This is a genomic window from Kribbella sp. NPDC049584, from assembly GCF_040675555.1.
GTDB lineage: Bacteria > Actinomycetota > Actinomycetes > Propionibacteriales > Kribbellaceae > Kribbella.
This window is the reverse complement of sequence record NZ_JBFAPF010000001.1, coordinates 166,164-180,848: the sequence shown is the minus strand read 5'-3', so window position 1 is coordinate 180,848 and position 14,685 is coordinate 166,164. Positions and strand designations below refer to the sequence as shown.

The following is a 14,685-nucleotide window of genomic DNA, read 5'->3' as shown; positions in this document are numbered from 1 at the left end:
CGGTTGCTCGGGGCTCCTACGGTCGCGGGAAAGCCCGCAGGGTTTGGGCCGTGGTACCGGGATGACAACGATTGCCCGAAGGTGGACCTGATGGTGACAAGGAAACGTTTCATGGCAGCGGCCGCCGCGGGCGCGCTGCTGCTGGGGGTCTCAGCCTGTAGTCAAGGCTCGACGACCAAACAGCCGGAGGCCGGCAGCTCGCAGAGCTCCGGACCCGCGCACATCAAGATCGCGTACCAGCAGTGGGGTCCGGGCGTGGTGATGAAGAACTTCCTCACCGGCGTCAAGACCGAGTACGAAGCCGCGCACCCGGGATCCCAGGTCGAGATCGTTCCGGTCGTTGCCAGCGAGAACGACTACTACACCAAGATCCAGTTGATGATGCGGTCGCCGAACACGGCGCCGGACATCGTCTACGAGGACACCTTCCTGATCAACTCCGACATCACCGCGGGGTACCTGAAGCCGCTGGACGACTACATCGGCAAGTGGGACCAGTGGAGCCAGTTCGAGGACACCGCCAAGGGCGCGGCACGGGGCCAGGACGGCAAGACGTACGGCGTACCGGACGGCACCGACACCCGGGCGCTCTGGTACAACAAGCAGATCTTCGCGAAGGCCGGCCTGCCCGCCGACTGGCATCCGAAGACGTGGGACGACGTGCTCAGCGCGGCGCGCACCATCAAGCAGAAGGTGCCGGGCGTGATCCCGTTCAACATGTACTCCGGCAAGCCGATGGGTGAGGCCTCGGCCATGCAGGGCTTCGAGATGCTGCTCTACGGCACCAAGGACACCCTGTACAACTACGACCAGAAGAAGTGGGTCGTCGGCAGCCAGGGCTTCAAGGACTCGCTGAACTTCGTCAAGACGGTCTTCTCCGAGGGCCTTGCGCCGTCGCCGAAGGACGCGCTCAGCCCGAACATGGGCAGCAAGGTCGGCACCGAGCTGCTGCCGCAGCAGAAGCTGGCGATCGACCTGGACGGCTCCTGGATCTACGGCAACTGGCTGAAGTCCGGCGCCAAGCCGTGGCCGCAGTGGAGCACGGTGCTCGGCCAGACCGCGATGCCGACGCAGGACGGCGGCGGCAAGGGCAAGGTCAGCCTCTCCGGCGGCTGGACCTGGGCGATCCCGGCCAAGTCGAAGAACCCCGACGCGGCCTGGGACTTCATCAAGACCCTGCAGACCCAGAAGAACGCGGCGAAGTACGCCACCGACGGCGCGCAGATCGCGGTCCGCAAGGACGTTGCCGCCGACGCGGCGTACAAGTCCTCCTCGGCGAGCACCCAGTTCTTCACCGACCTGGTCTCGGTCACCGTGTACCGGCCGGCGCTGCCGGAGTACCCGAAGGTCTCCAACGAGATCATCACAGCGATGGAATCGGTGATGACCGGGCAGTCCCAGCCTGACGCGGCCGCGAAGAACTACGACCAGGCGGTCGAGGGCATCGTCGGCGGCAAGGACAGTACGACGACGAAGAGCACTGGCCAGTAGCTCGGAGGATTCTCCCCTGTGACGACGACTGTCGCTCCTACCTCCACGGCCGCCGCTGGTACCCCCAGCCGGCGGCCGCGGGGGGCCAAACTCGTCCGGATGCTGCCGCTGTCGCCGGCCATCGGACTGATGCTGGTCTTCCTGGCCGGCCCGATCATCTACTGCGTGTACGCCGCGTTCACGAACATGGCGCTCACCGGTACCGGCGCGGCGAACGTGAAGTTCGTCGGCCTGGACAACTTCCGCAAGGCGTTCTCCAGCGGCGCGTTCACGAACTCGATCTGGCTGACGCTGGTGTTCACGCTGATCTCCGCGATCATCGGCCAGAACACACTCGGTCTCGGCCTTTCGCTGCTGATGCGCCGGTCGACGAAGGTCGTTCGCAACTTCGTCGGTACGGCGGTCATCGGCGCGTGGGTGCTGCCCGAGGTCGTCGCGGCGTACCTGCTGAGTGCGTTCTTCAACGACGACGGCACGCTGAACGTGATGCTGCACGCGGTCGGCCTGCCCGGACAGGACTGGCTGTACGCGGCGCCGATCATCGCGGTGTCGCTGGCCAACATCTGGCGCGGTACGGCGTTCTCGATGCTGGTCTACTCCGCCGCGCTCAGCGAGATCCCCAAGGAGATCGAGGAGTCCGCGGAGATGGACGGCGCCGGCGGATGGCGGCGACTGATCTTCGTCACGCTGCCGATGATCACCCGCGCGATCATGACCAACCTGATGCTGATCACGCTGCAGACGCTGAGCGTGTTCGGCCTCATCTACGCAATGACCCGCGGCGGCCCGGGGACCAAGAGTCAGACGCTGCCGCTGTACATGTACGAGCAGGCGTTCAGCTTCTCCCAGATCGGCTACGGTACGGCGATCGCGTTGGTGATGCTGGCGATCGGTGCGGTCTTCTCACTGATCTACCTGCGTGGCCTGAACTCGGAGGCAGCATGATTGCCCGCGACCGGATGAGCAAGCTCGCGTCGAACCTGGTGCTGCTGGCCATCGGCGTACTGTTCGTCCTGCCGTTGCTGTGGGTGCTGTTCGCATCGATCAACCGGACGGCGGGGCTGCGCGTCGAGTTCCCGACGCATCCCACGTTCGGGAACTTCAGGGCGGTGCTGAACACCGACACGACGTACCGGCCTGTTCTGAACGGGATCATCCTGTGCGGTGGCGCGGCGTTGCTGACGATGGTGTGTGCGGTGCTGGCGGCTTATCCGTTGTCGCGTTTCAGGACCCGCTTCAACCGGCCGTTCCTGCTGACCGTGTTGTTCTGCACGGGGTTGCCGATCACCGCGGTCATGGTGCCGGTGTACGGGCTGTTCGTGCAGCTGAACCTGGTGGACACCCTGGGCGGCACGATCATGTTCATGGCGACGGCGGCGTTGCCGTTCGCGATCTGGCTGACCAAGACGTTCATGGACGGTGTGCCGATTTCGCTGGAGGAAGCGGCGTGGGTTGATGGCGCCGGAAACATGCGGGCGCTGTGGGCGATCGTACTGCCGCTGATGTGGCCGGGGATCGCGGTCGTGCTGATCTTCACGTTCATCGGTATGTGGGGCAACTTCTTCGTCCCGTTCATGCTGCTGCTGTCGCCCGAGCGGCTGCCGGCCTCGGTCAGCATCTTCACGTTCTTCGGCCAGTACGGCGAACCGAACTACGGACAGCTGGCGGCGTACTCCCTCATCTACACGACTCCCGTCCTACTCCTCTACCTCCTCCTGTCCCGCAAACTAGGCGGCGCCTTCGCCCTGGGCGGAGCAATCAAGGGCTGACCCCCCGCATGACAGCCGCCGCGAAACGGACACCGCTTCGCGGCGGCTGCCTTTTATCCGGCTCCGCCGGGGCGCGCAGAGTGTGCTGGTGCTCGGGTGCGCCGGCGCGGAGTCCAGTCGGTCTGCTCCGAGAGCCGGGCTGGTTCTGACCCTCAGTTGGTGGTGAGGGTGGTGTGGGTTTGTTTCCAGGAGGCGAGTTTTTGGTCGAAGGGCCAGTTCCACTGGGGGTCTGGGGAGGAGTTGGCGTAGCGGGCCAGGGCGATCGGGGCGAGGGGTGCGGTTGATTCGGGGGCGCTGTCGGTGACTACTGCCAGGCGGACCACGAAGGTGACCAGGCGGGTGAGCTTCGAGTGCTCCTTGGTGGTTTCCAGCTCTTTGAGTTGGGAGCGGAGTTGTTTGATGGTGCGGAGGGCCGCGCGGTGTTCGCCTCGGCCGGTTGACGTGGGGACCTCGTCGGACGGGATCCCCAGCAGTTCGGCGATGTCGTCCAGTGCGACATCATCAGAAGAAGAGGACTTGCCGAAGCGGCGTGGTCTGTCGGCCTGGAGGCGGTCGGCGAGTTGATCGAGGAGTTCGTCCAGGCGCTGGACGACCTCGGGGAGTACGCCGTCGGCGCTTCTGCGGCGGTTGGTTGCCAGCGCGGTGACACGATCGTGTTCTGCTTCGACGGTCGCGCGCAGCGACTCGGGCCAGTCGTCCAGCCCGACCAGCTCTTCCTGTGGCGGGGCGGACGCGTTCAGGTCGCCCGCCTGCAACGGCTTGGCGCCGGAGCGAGCCGCGTCGATCTCCTGCTCGAGCTTCTTCTGCGGACCCGGAACGATTGAGCTCACACATCCAGCCTACGCAGGTTCCAGACGGAAGGGACGACCAGCGTGAGTACGGTGATCAGGACGAAGAGGGCGGCGCCGTACAGTTCGACGGCTTTGACGCTGACCACCGCGGCGACGTACCCGACAGTGAGCTGACCCACGGGGCCGGCGATGAACGAGCCGAGCATGTCGTACGACGAGACGCGGGAGAGCTTGTCGATCGGGACGTGCTGGCCGAGGGCCGTCTCCCAGCCGATGCCGAAGATGTCGAAGGCGACGCCGAGGAGGAACGCCGCGATTCCCATCGCCCAGGTGTATGGGAAGAGCGCCAGGCAGAGCATGACCGGGACCGTCAGCAGCATGCCGAGCATGCCCGTGCGCAGCGGGTAGCGGGGTTTGAGGCGGAGCATGATGATGCCGCTGGCAACCAGTCCGGCGCCGAAGCACGCGCTGACGACGCCCCAGCCGGTCCGCCCGAACGTGCGGTCCGCGATCACCGGGCCGAGCGTCTGGTAGCACGCGGTGAAGATCAGGTTCAGCAGGCCGAACGCGAGCACGATCACCCAGACCCACTGCCTGGAGACGAACTCGCTCCAGCCGTCGCGCAGGTCGGTCAGCATCGAGGTGGCCGCGCGCTCGATCCGCGGGATCGTCAGGCGGGACAGCAGCGCGGCGGCGATCAGGAACGTCGCGGCATCGACCGCGAGCCCGACCCCTGGACCGGTCAGCCCGACGATCACGCCGGCGACCGCGCCGCCGCCGATCATCGCGCTCGACCGGGCGAAGCCGGCGATCGCGTTCGCCTGGGGGAGTTCGCCGCGGTCCACGATCGACGGGAGGATGCCGGTCATCGCGGGCATCACGAACGCGGCCGCGATCCCGTTGACCGCCTCGATCGCGGCGAGTTGCCAGATCGTCGCGTGCCCGGAGAGGACGAGCGTCGCGGCGAGAGCCTGCGTGAGTCCGCTGACCGTGTTGGCGACGACCAGCACAAGGTGGCGCGGGAGCCGGTCGGAGATGACGCCGCCGATCAGCAGGAAGACGATGTTGGGGATGCTGCGCGCCGCGAGTACGACGCCGACCGCGCTCGCGGAGTCGGATACATCGAGTACTGCGAACACCAGCGCCACGGGCGCGATCGTCGACCCGAGGATCGAGATGAACCGCGCGGAGATGAACAGCCGCACATCCCGATGCCGCAGTACGGCCAGATCCTGCCGGAACCCCACAACGCCCCCTCCGTCACCCCGAACCCGCCGATCCTACGGCCGGCCCGGTCCGACTTGGCGCGCAGTTTCCGCAGAGCAGATCCGAAGGAAGAACATCCCGGAGTCGACTGCACCCACATGTCCTTCGTTGTCACTGGGTGTGATGGGGCGAATGCCGTTACCTTGGGGTATTGGTCCTCGATCTGCAGGAGGCTCCGTGAAGATCAACGACGTACTGCGTGGTAAGGGCAACCAGGTCGTCACCATCTCCCCAGACGCCACTGTCACCGAGCTGCTCGCCCTGCTGGCCGAGAAGAACATCGGCGCGGTGGTGGTCAGTGCGGACGGGTCGACGGTGTCCGGGATCGTGTCGGAGCGTGACGTGGTGCGGCTCTGGAACGGTACGCCGGACGCGGGCGACGTGCGCGTGAGCGCGATCATGACGGCCGAGGTACACACCTGTACGCCGGACGACCTGATCGACAACCTGATGCGACTGATGACGGACCGCCGGATCCGGCACGTCCCGGTCGTTGTCGACGGCAAGCTTGCCGGGCTGGTCAGCATCGGCGACGTGGTCAAGTCCCGGATCGGCGAACTCGAGTTCGAGAAGGAACAGCTCTCCAACTACATCAGCAGCTGATCGGGCGAGGCTGTTCCTCCGCCCGGACGAGCGCCGCGCGGAGGAACAGGTGACCCGTCAGCTCAGGTCGATCAGGTCGCCGAGGTCGAGGCCCTCGAGCTGTGGCCGCACGTCCTTGGCTTCGCCGACGACGACAACCAGCAGGCCATCGGTCCCGACGTACCGGCGGTAGGCGTCGGTCGCCTCGGCAGCGGTGGTCGCCGCGATCTGACTCAGATAGGTGTCCGCGAAGTCGATCGGTACGCCGTTCGCGATGTTGCTGCCGACCTGCTGGGCGACCGAATCGGCCTGCTCGTAGCGCAGCGGAGCGGTGCGGATCAGGCTGTCCTTCGCCTCCTGGACCTCCTGCTCGGTGAGTCCGTCGCGGGCCTCGCGCAGGATGCGCAGCGCGTCACCGATCGCGGCGCCGGTCACCTCGGTGCGGACGGCGCCGCCGAGGCTGAACGTCCCGCCCTTGCGCGGCGCCGCGAAGCTGGTCCGCGTGCCGTATGTGTAGCCCTTCTCCTCGCGCAGCACTGTGTCCACGCGGGAGGTGATCGTCCCGCCGACCACGTGGTTCGCGACCGCGGCCGAGCCCCACAACGGATCGCGCCGGTCAGGCCCCTTGCACCCGATCAGCAGCTGGCTCTGCACCGAACCCGGCCGGTTGACGAGCACGACCCGGTTGCCCGGGATGTAGATCGGCTCCGGGGTCTCGCCTGCCGGCCCCGCGCCGGACGTCCAGCCGGCGAAGGCCTCGTCGATGATCGCGGCCGCGTCGACACCGGTCGCGTCGCCGGCGAAGAGGATCTCCGCCCGCTCCGGCCCGATGTTCCGGCGGTAGAAGTCGGCGACCTCGACGTTGGTCAGCGGCCGGATCGTGTCGGGCGTACCAGCGGTCGGGCGGGAACGACGGGTCGACGAGTCGAACAGGTGCGACGCGAACGCCTCACGCGCCCGATAGCCGGCGTTGGCGCGCTCTTGGTTGATCTCACCGAGCCGGATCGTCACGTGCCGTCCGACGTCGGCCTGGTTGAACGCGGGCCGGGTGATCGCCTCGGCGAGCAGCGCGACGGCCGGCGCCAGATGCGACACCGGTACGGAGATCTCGACGTGCAGCGCATCCGAGCTGACATCCACGCCGTACGCCGCTCCGTGCCGCTCCAACGCGGCAGCGAACTCGTTGGCCGAATGCAGTTCAGTGCCCTCGTCGAGCGTCCGCGACATGATCGTCGCGACGCCTTCGAGCTCACGCGGCTCGGCGATCAGCGGCATCGCGATCGTGACGCGCACGGTGGCGACGTACTGCCCGGGGCGGTCGAAGACGTGCACCGGTGTACCGACGCTGGTCCGCGTGGTCACGGCCTCGGGGAACCTCCACGGCCGCGGTGCGCCGACAGCCGGTGGGGTGGTCAGAACCTGGCTCATTCCTGCTCTCCTGCCGTCTCTGCCATCTCTGATTCGGCCTCCTGACGGCGGTAGCTGACCTGCACCCGTCCGGCCGCACGGATCCACTTGGCGGCGGCCGCCTGCACCTGCTCGACGGTCACGGCCTGGACCTGGTCGATGCGGGTGTTGATCCGGTTCGCATCGCCGAACAGCAACGCGTGGTGCGAGATTTCGTCGGCCCGGCCGGCGCACGTCGCCAGCTGCTCCAGCCAGTCCCGCTCGGCCTGCGCCTGCACGGTGGCCAGCTCTTCCGAGGAGACGCCCTCGGTGGCCAGCTTCTCGATCTCCTCGAGCAGTGCGTCCTCGACCTTCTGCAGGTCGACGCCGTCCGACGCGATCCCGGTCAGCGTCCCGAACGAGACACCGCCGATCAGCGGCAGCGCGCCACCGGACACCGACTGCGCGATCTGCTCGTCGCGGACGAGCCGCCGGTTCAGCCGGCCGCTCTGCCCGGCCGCGAGGATGTCGAGCGCGAGCCCGGCCGCGTCGAGCTCCGGAGTACCGTCCACGGGCAGCCGGAACATCATCGTGATCAGGTCGGACGGTACGTCGGACTCCACGTCGTCGCGCTGTACGTCGGTCATCGGCCCGATCGTCCCGTCCGGCGCCGGCGGCGGCGTGGGGATCGCGGGCAGGTGGCCGAAGTACCGCTTGGCGGCGTCGAACGCGTCGTCCTCGGACACGTCGCCGACGATCGTCAGGACGGCGTTGTTCGGGCCGTAGTACTTGCGGAAGAACGCGTGCACGTCCTCGAGCGACGCCGCGTCGAGGTCGGCCATCGATCCGATCGTCATATGCGCGTACGGGTGGCCCTCGGGGAACGCGAGCCGGACGAGCCGCTCGTACGAATCGCCGTACGGCCGGTTGTCGTAGCTCTGCCGCTTCTCTTCCTTCACCACGTCGCGCTGGTTGTCCAGGTTCTCCTGGTTGACCGCGTCGAGCAGGTAGCCCATCCGGTCCGCCTCGAGCCAGAGCGCGAGGTCGAGACCGCCGCTGGGCAGCGACTCGAAGTAGTTGGTGCGATCGAAGAACGTGCTCGCGTTCAGGCTGGCGCCGGCGGTCTCCAGCAGGCTGAAGTGCTGACCGGACGCGACATTGCGCGACCCCTGGAACATCAGGTGCTCGAAGAGGTGCGCGAAGCCGGTCAGACCCGGTGGTTCATGGCGCGATCCGACGTCGTACCAGAGGTTCACGGCGACGATCGGGACGGCGCGGTCCGAGCTCACGACGACCCGGAGGCCGTTGTCGAGCGTCTGCTCCGCGATGGGGTACGTCAAGGGCATACCGGCCACCATACGTGCTCACGAAATTCGCGGCAGGTCGTGTCGATTCCGGCCCGGGTCGCGCATCGGAGTGGTAGATGCTGTAACCGGCAGCGGACGAGAGAGGTGACCCCGAGTGGGCAAGTACCTGGTGATGATCTACGACGACGAGGCGAAGTGGGCCGCGGACGACGGGTCGGTGATGGAGCAGAACCACAAGAACCATCAAGTGTTTGCCGAGGCCAATGGTTCCGCGATCCTCGGCGGCGGGCAGCTCGACGGGAGTGAGACCGCGACCTCGATCCGCGCGGACGGCAACGGCGGGTACGTCGTCACCGACGGCGTCTTCGCCGAGACCAAGGAAGTGATGGGCGGGTACTACATCATCGAGGCGGCCGACCTGGACGAGGCGCTCGCGATCGCCAAGCAGGTGCCGTCGCCGATGGGTGGTGTCGAGGTCCGCCCGCTGGTCAACGGTGGCTGACCTGGACGCCCGAGAGACAGCGCAGGCGGTCGCGGAGGCGCACTCGACCGAGTGGGCCTCCGTGCTCGCCGCGACCGCACGCGTCGCCGCGGACCTCGAGCTGGCCGAGGACTGCGTGCAGGACGCGTACGCGAAGGCGCTGGTGCACTGGCGGGAACAGGGTGTGCCGCGGAAGCCCGGCGCGTGGTTGACGACCGTCGCCACGCGGCGGGCGTTGGAGCTTCGGCGGCGAGCTGATGTGGCTCGCCGGAAGCTGCCGTTGCTGGTGCCGGTCGAGGACGTTCCGGACGGGACGTTTCCCGATGACCGGCTGCGGTTGGTGTTCACGTGCTGCCACCCGGCACTGGCCCAGGAGGCGCAGGTCGCGCTGACGCTGCGGCTGGTGTGCGGGTTGTCGTCGGCGGAGATCGCGCGGGCGTTCCTGGTGAAGGAAGCCACGATGCAGGCCCGCATCACGCGCGCCAAACAGAAGATCTCGCGGACCGGCATCCCCTACCGCATCCCGCGTGCCGACGAGTTGCCGGAGCGTATCGAGGCCGTGCTCGACGTGGTGCACCTCGTGTACACGGCAGGTCACACAGCAGTGGACGGCGACGAGCTGAGCCGGCCGGACCTTGCCCGGCGGGGGATCGACCTGGCGCGGATGATGCGGATGCTGCTGCCGGACAACGCGGAGACTGCGGGTCTGCTCGCGCTCCTGTTGCTCACGCAGGCGCGGGAGGCAGCGCGGGTCGAGGCCGGCCGCTTGGTGCTGATGGAGGATCAGGACAGATCACGATGGGATCAGGGACTGATCGCCGAAGGGCTGGAGTTGGTGCCGGAGGCCCTCGCCGGTCGGCAGGACACGGGTGCGACCGTCGGGCGGTTCGCGGTGATGGCCGCGATTGCCGCTGTCCATGCGGAGGCGGGGCGGTGGGAGGACACCGACTGGGGCGAGATCCTCGGGCTCTACGACGTCTTGCTGGCTCGTTGGCCGTCGCCGGTGGTCGCCTTGAACCGGGTGGTGGCGCTCAGCTACGTGGCCGGGCCGGATGCGGCGCTGCGCCAACTGCCGGACGACCCGGCGTTGGCGACGTACCCGTATCTGGCGTCCACCCGCGCGGAGTTGCTCTGGCGCACCGGGAGAACACAGGAGGCGCGGGCGGCGTACGAGGAGGCGTTGGCGTTCACCAGCAACCCGGTGGAGGCGGAGTTCCTGCAGCGCAGGATCATTCGAGGCGCTTGAGTACTTCGTCGTGCAGGCGGCCGTTGGTGGCGACCGCGTTGGGGCCGTTGGGGCCCGGGGCGCCGTCGACCGAGGTGAACCTGCCGCCGGCCTCGTCGACGATGATGGCCAGCGCGGCCATGTCGTAAAGGTTGAGCTCCGGCTCCGCGGCGATGTCGACCGCGCCCTCGGCGACCAGCATGTACGACCAGAAGTCGCCGTACGCGCGGGTCCGCCAGACCGAGTCCATCAGGTCGGCCCACTGGTTCTTCTTGCCGAGCTTCTCCCAGCCCTTGAGCGACGCGTACGACAGCGAGGCGTCCTCGATCCTGCTCACGTCGCTGACCCGGCACGGCTGCGACGAGTGCAGCGCGCGGCCGGTCCAGGCGCCGTCGCCGTACGACGCCCACCAGCGCTTGCCGAGCGCCGGGGCGGAGACCACACCGACGACGACCTGGTCCTCGATCATCAGGCTGATGAGCGTCGCCCAGACCGGGACGCCGCGGATGTAGTTCTTGGTGCCGTCGATCGGGTCGACCACCCAGCGGCGGACGCCCCAGCCGCTCGTGCCGTCCTCCTCGCCCACGAACGCGTCCCGCGGACGGGCCCGGGCGAGCGTCTTGCGCATCACATCTTCCACCTTCTTGTCCGATTCGCTCACCGGGGTGAGGTCGGGCTTGGTGGCCACGTGCAGGTCGAGCGCCTTGTAGCGGTCCATCGTGGTCGAGTCCGCGTCGTCGGCCAGGATGTGGGCGAGCCGCAGGTCATCCGTGTGCGAAGGCATGCCGGAAGGCTAGCCTGAGCACCGCTCGCGTGGTCCAGCCGTCCGGGAACTGTTGCGGATCGGTTGCGGCCCGAATTGAACCGAACAGCCTCGTCGAACGTGCCATTAGGGTCTGACCACGTCGTTACGACTGCCATGGAGGCTGTCCATGTTCGAGCGCTTCGGGGACCTGCCGCTGCACGTGCTCGTGATCCATCTGACGGTCGTGCTGCTGCCGGTGGCCGCGCTGACCCTGATCGCCTTCGCCGTGGTGCCGAAGTGGCGCCGGCTGCTGCGCTGGCCGGCTCTGGTGCTCGGAGTCGGAACGTTGGTGTGCGCGTACGTGGCGAAGAAGAGCGGCGAGGCGTTCGTGAATGCGGTGCCGACGCTGGCGAAGGCGATCCAGCTGCACGAGAAGCGTGCCGATCTGCTGTTCTGGTACTGCGTAATCTTCGCGGTCGTCGCCGTCGCAGCGTTCCTGCTGTTCGCCGGCGTGAGGGGTGACAGGGCAACGAGCAGCCGCCCGCTGGAGCTCGTGACGCAGGCGGCCGTGGTTGTGATCGCGGTGCTGGTGATCTGGCAGACGGTGCGTACCGGTGACGCCGGTGCGAGGGCGGTCTGGGAAGGCCAGCTGCCGCCTAAGTAGGCTCCGGCGCGTCTCTGAGCTCGCGGCCTTCGCGAGAAGCCAGCAGGCGCCGGAACGAATCCACTCGGGCCGGGTCTGCGCGGCCCTCGCGGATGGCTTCGTCGAGCGCACAGTCCGGTGCGTCAGCCGTGTGCGTGCAGCCGCGGGGGCAGTCCGCGGTGATCTCTGCCAGGTCGGGGAACGCGTTGATCAGACGGCCCGGATCCACATGCGCCAGACCGAACGACCGGATGCCCGGAGTGTCGATCAGCCAGCCGCCGTCAGGTAGCTGCAGTACGACGGTGTTCGTCGAGGTGTGGCGTCCGCGACCGGTGACCACGTTGACGATGCCGGTCGCGCGGTCCGCGCCGGGGATCACGCCGTTGACCAGAGTGGACTTGCCGACACCGGAGTGGCCGACCAGAACGCTGGTCCGGTTGTGCAGCTGCTCCCGGAGCTCGGTCAGGTCGCCGCCCTGGTGCGTGGCGACCGACTCGACGCCGAGCGGGCGGTAGATCGACAGCAGCGGGTCCGGGTCGGCCAGGTCGGTTTTGGTGAGGCAGAGCAGCGGTCGCATGCCGGCGTCGTATGCGGCGACCAGGAAACGGTCGATGAGACCAGTCCGCGGTTCTGGGTTCGCTACGGCGACGACGATGACCAGCTGGTCCGCGTTCGCGACCAGGGGGCGCTCGACCGGGTCGTCGTCATCGGCGGAACGGCGCAGCAGCGTCGTACGGGGGAAGACCTCGACGATGCGGGCCAGCGTGCCTTCGTCGCCGGTGGCATTGCCGTCGAGTTTGACCCGGTCGCCGACGATCACGCCGGTGCGGCCGAGCTGGCGGGCCTTCATCGCGGTGACCTCGTGACCTGTGGCCGTGTCACCGACCCAGGTGGTGTAGCGGCCGCGGTCGCGGGTGATGACGATGCCTTCGGTGGCGTCGTCGTACGAGGGTCGGTCCTTGGTCCGCGGCCGGGTCCGGCGCTTGGGGCGGTCGTACTTGGCCTCCTCGTCGTACCGCGACATCAGCTGACGAGCTCCGACCACAGAGCGGGGAACTCGGGCAGGGTCTTCGCCGTGGTTCCGATGTTCTCGATCTCGAGGCCGTCGACGAGCAGGCCGAGCACGGCGGCGGCGTGCGCCATCCGGTGGTCGGCGTAGGTGTGGAAAAGCCCGCTGTGCAAGGTCTTCGGCCGGATCGCCAGCCCGTCCTCGAGCTGCGTGACGTCCCCACCGAGCGCATTGAACTCGGTCTCGATCGCCGCCAGCCTGTCGGTCTCGTGGAAGCGCAGGTGCGCGATACCCCGCAGGTACGACGGACCGTCGGCGAAGGCCGCGACGGCAGCAATCACCGGCGACAGTTCGCCTACCTCGCTCAGGTCGAGGTCGACCGCCGCGACCCGGCCGGTGCCGCGGACAGTCAGGCCGTCTGGCGACCGAGTCACCTCCGCGCCGAAGCGGGTGAAGATCTCGCGCAGCTGATCACCCGGCTGCGTGGTCTGCGCCGGCCATCCGGTCATGGTCACCGTCCCGCCGGTGACGACGGCCGCGGCCAGGAACGGCGCCGCGTTCGACAGGTCCGGCTCGATCGCCGTGTCCAGCGCGCGAATGGGGCCCGGGGCAACGACCCACCGGTTCGGCTCGGCGTCGTCGACCTGGACACCGCGCTCGCGCAGCATACCGACCGACATGTCCAGGTGCGGCTGGGAAGGCACGGGCTTCCCCTCATGCCGGATGTCGACGCCCTCGTCGTACCGCGCGCCGGCCAGCAGCAACGCCGAAACGAACTGGCTCGACCCGGACGCGTCCAGCGTCACCTTCCCGCCCCGCACCGAACCGGTGCCCGACACGGTGTACGGCATCCGCCCGGTGCCACCGTCCTCGATCTGTACGCCGAGGGTCCGCAGCGCGCCGAGGATCACGCCCATCGGACGTTCCCGCGCGTACTCGTCGCCGTCGAAGGCGACCAGACCGTCAGCCAGCGCGGCGACCGGCGGCACGAACCGCATCACGGTGCCTGCAAGACCACAGTCGACGGTGGCCGGGCCTTTGAGCGAGCCAGGGGTGACGGTGACCGTCGCACCGCTCTCGGTGATGCCGACGCCGAGCGAGACCAAGGCGGAGCGCATGAGGGCGGTGTCCCGCGCCGCCAGCAGCCCGGTCAGGTGGGACGGGCCGTCGGCGAGTGCGGCGAGGATGAGGGCACGGTTGCTGATGGACTTCGACCCCGGCACCGTGACCGTACCGCTCACGGCTCCGGTGGCCCGCGGCGCCGGCCAGCCCTGCAACTCGCTCATCCCACTCCCTCGACTCAGGTATTTCGGGTATCTACAGCCCTGAGCCTAGGGCATGGCGAATCAGCCCAGGTGGAGTTCGGCCTTCGCGAGACGAGCAGCCTGCTTCGCCTCGCGGGCCAGCTGCTTGGCCTCGCGCTTGGCGGCGTTCGCGCCGCGCTTGGTCTCCCGCTTGGCCGCCTTCGCGCCGCGCCTGGTCTCGCGCTTGGCTGCCTTCGCACCGTGTGTGGCGCGCCAGGCGACACCCGGCTTGCCCTCGGTGTCGACCGCGGCGAGCAGCAGACCGCCCATGATGCCCAGGTTCTTCATGAACTGGATGCGCTGCTGGTAGCGGACGGTCTTGTCCTTCTCCAGCCAGAACGGGTGTCCGGCGAGCGTCGTCGGCACCAGCGAGGCCGCCAGCAGGGACGCTCCGAGGCGACGGCCCTTACCGGTCGCCAGGGCGAGGCCGCCGAGCACGTGGACCGCGCCGTTCAGCCGGACCAGATTGGCGGTCGTGTCAGGGAGCCGGTCGCTGACCTGCGCCGGCGCGACCCGCTTCACCATCGGCACCAGCCGGTCGGTGACCGGCTGCGCCTTCGGCACCAGCGGCTCGGGGTTGCGGATCGCGTTCGCGCCCTGCGCGACGAAAATTACGGACAGCAACGGCCTGGCCAATGCGCGCACGACAGTCATGCCTCCTTCATACACCACGGTTTGTACGACTT

General features: G+C 68.2%; 15 protein-coding genes. 7 read left to right on the top strand and 8 right to left on the bottom strand.

Going from position 1 to position 14,685, the window contains the following annotated elements:
• Nucleotides 1–90 precede the first annotated feature (90 nt).
• From AB0J62_RS00895 to AB0J62_RS00885, 3 genes are all read left to right on the top strand, one after another.
• On the top strand, nucleotides 91–1,491 hold the full coding sequence (locus tag AB0J62_RS00895; RefSeq protein WP_363862566.1) for an extracellular solute-binding protein: 1,401 nt from the start codon (nucleotides 91–93) through the stop codon (nucleotides 1,489–1,491).
• Nucleotides 1,492–1,590: 99 nt separating this feature from the next.
• Nucleotides 1,591–2,436 (top strand): sugar ABC transporter permease, encoded by an 846-nt coding sequence (locus tag AB0J62_RS00890; protein ID WP_363862563.1) that lies wholly within the window; start codon nucleotides 1,591–1,593, stop codon nucleotides 2,434–2,436.
• Complete coding sequence (locus AB0J62_RS00885) at nucleotides 2,433–3,260, top strand: carbohydrate ABC transporter permease (protein WP_363862560.1); 828 nt, start codon at nucleotides 2,433–2,435, stop codon at nucleotides 3,258–3,260. The genes AB0J62_RS00890 and AB0J62_RS00885 overlap by 4 nt, the downstream gene beginning before the upstream one ends.
• 152 nt (nucleotides 3,261–3,412) lie before the next feature.
• Here the strand turns inward: AB0J62_RS00885 and AB0J62_RS00880 are convergent, their stop codons facing one another.
• Nucleotides 3,413–4,090: a hypothetical protein gene (locus AB0J62_RS00880; RefSeq protein WP_363862557.1), complete on the bottom strand. Its 678-nt coding sequence runs from the start codon at nucleotides 4,088–4,090 to the stop codon at nucleotides 3,413–3,415.
• Nucleotides 4,087–5,298 carry an MFS transporter gene (locus tag AB0J62_RS00875; RefSeq protein WP_363862554.1) on the bottom strand — a complete coding sequence of 404 codons (1,212 nt, stop codon included), beginning with the start codon at nucleotides 5,296–5,298 and terminating at the stop codon, nucleotides 4,087–4,089. Before AB0J62_RS00875 ends, AB0J62_RS00880 begins: the two co-directional genes overlap by 4 nt.
• Nucleotides 5,299–5,494: 196 nt before the next feature.
• On the opposite strand from AB0J62_RS00875, the gene AB0J62_RS00870 reads away from it, so the two are divergent.
• Complete coding sequence (locus tag AB0J62_RS00870; RefSeq protein ID WP_363862550.1) at nucleotides 5,495–5,920, top strand: CBS domain-containing protein; 426 nt, start codon at nucleotides 5,495–5,497, stop codon at nucleotides 5,918–5,920.
• 57 nt (nucleotides 5,921–5,977) lie between these two features.
• On the opposite strand, the gene AB0J62_RS00865 is transcribed toward AB0J62_RS00870, so the two are convergent.
• Nucleotides 5,978–7,327: a pitrilysin family protein gene (locus tag AB0J62_RS00865; protein WP_363862547.1), complete on the bottom strand. Its 1,350-nt coding sequence runs from the start codon at nucleotides 7,325–7,327 to the stop codon at nucleotides 5,978–5,980.
• Nucleotides 7,324–8,631, bottom strand: coding sequence for a pitrilysin family protein (locus AB0J62_RS00860; RefSeq protein WP_363862544.1), 1,308 nt, complete (start codon nucleotides 8,629–8,631; stop codon nucleotides 7,324–7,326). Before AB0J62_RS00860 ends, AB0J62_RS00865 begins: the two co-directional genes overlap by 4 nt.
• 115 nt (nucleotides 8,632–8,746) lie before the next feature.
• Here AB0J62_RS00860 and AB0J62_RS00855 point away from each other — a divergent pair, with 115 nt between their 5' ends.
• Together AB0J62_RS00855 and AB0J62_RS00850 are read left to right on the top strand one after the other, a co-directional pair.
• Entirely contained in the window at nucleotides 8,747–9,094 is a 348-nt protein-coding gene (locus AB0J62_RS00855) for a YciI family protein (protein WP_363862541.1), read from the top strand.
• The gene (locus AB0J62_RS00850) at nucleotides 9,087–10,319 is read left to right on the top strand and encodes a DUF6596 domain-containing protein (RefSeq protein ID WP_363862538.1); all 1,233 of its coding nucleotides are present in this window, start codon (nucleotides 9,087–9,089) and stop codon (nucleotides 10,317–10,319) included. The genes AB0J62_RS00855 and AB0J62_RS00850 overlap by 8 nt, the downstream gene beginning before the upstream one ends.
• Here the strand turns inward: AB0J62_RS00850 and hisN are convergent.
• A complete protein-coding gene (gene hisN / locus AB0J62_RS00845; RefSeq protein WP_134108925.1) occupies nucleotides 10,303–11,082 on the bottom strand; it encodes a histidinol-phosphatase in 780 nt (259 codons plus the stop codon). The two genes, AB0J62_RS00850 and hisN, sit on opposite strands and share 17 nt — an antisense overlap.
• A 148-nt stretch (nucleotides 11,083–11,230) precedes the next feature.
• On the opposite strand from hisN, the gene AB0J62_RS00840 reads away from it, so the two are divergent.
• On the top strand, nucleotides 11,231–11,707 hold the full coding sequence (locus AB0J62_RS00840) for a DUF2231 domain-containing protein (RefSeq protein WP_363862535.1): 477 nt from the start codon (nucleotides 11,231–11,233) through the stop codon (nucleotides 11,705–11,707).
• Here the strand turns inward: AB0J62_RS00840 and rsgA are convergent.
• The 3 genes from rsgA to AB0J62_RS00825 are packed head-to-tail and all read right to left on the bottom strand — an operon-like array spanning nucleotide 11,700 to nucleotide 14,653.
• Nucleotides 11,700–12,710 (bottom strand): ribosome small subunit-dependent GTPase A, encoded by a 1,011-nt coding sequence (gene rsgA, locus AB0J62_RS00835; RefSeq protein ID WP_363862532.1) that lies wholly within the window; start codon nucleotides 12,708–12,710, stop codon nucleotides 11,700–11,702. The genes AB0J62_RS00840 and rsgA overlap by 8 nt on opposite strands.
• Nucleotides 12,710–13,981, bottom strand: coding sequence for a 3-phosphoshikimate 1-carboxyvinyltransferase (gene aroA / locus AB0J62_RS00830; protein WP_363862529.1), 1,272 nt, complete (start codon nucleotides 13,979–13,981; stop codon nucleotides 12,710–12,712). The genes rsgA and aroA overlap by 1 nt, the downstream gene beginning before the upstream one ends.
• Before the next feature lie 60 nt (nucleotides 13,982–14,041).
• Nucleotides 14,042–14,653: a DoxX family protein gene (locus AB0J62_RS00825; protein WP_363862526.1), complete on the bottom strand. Its 612-nt coding sequence runs from the start codon at nucleotides 14,651–14,653 to the stop codon at nucleotides 14,042–14,044.
• Nucleotides 14,654–14,685: the final 32 nt, after the last annotated feature.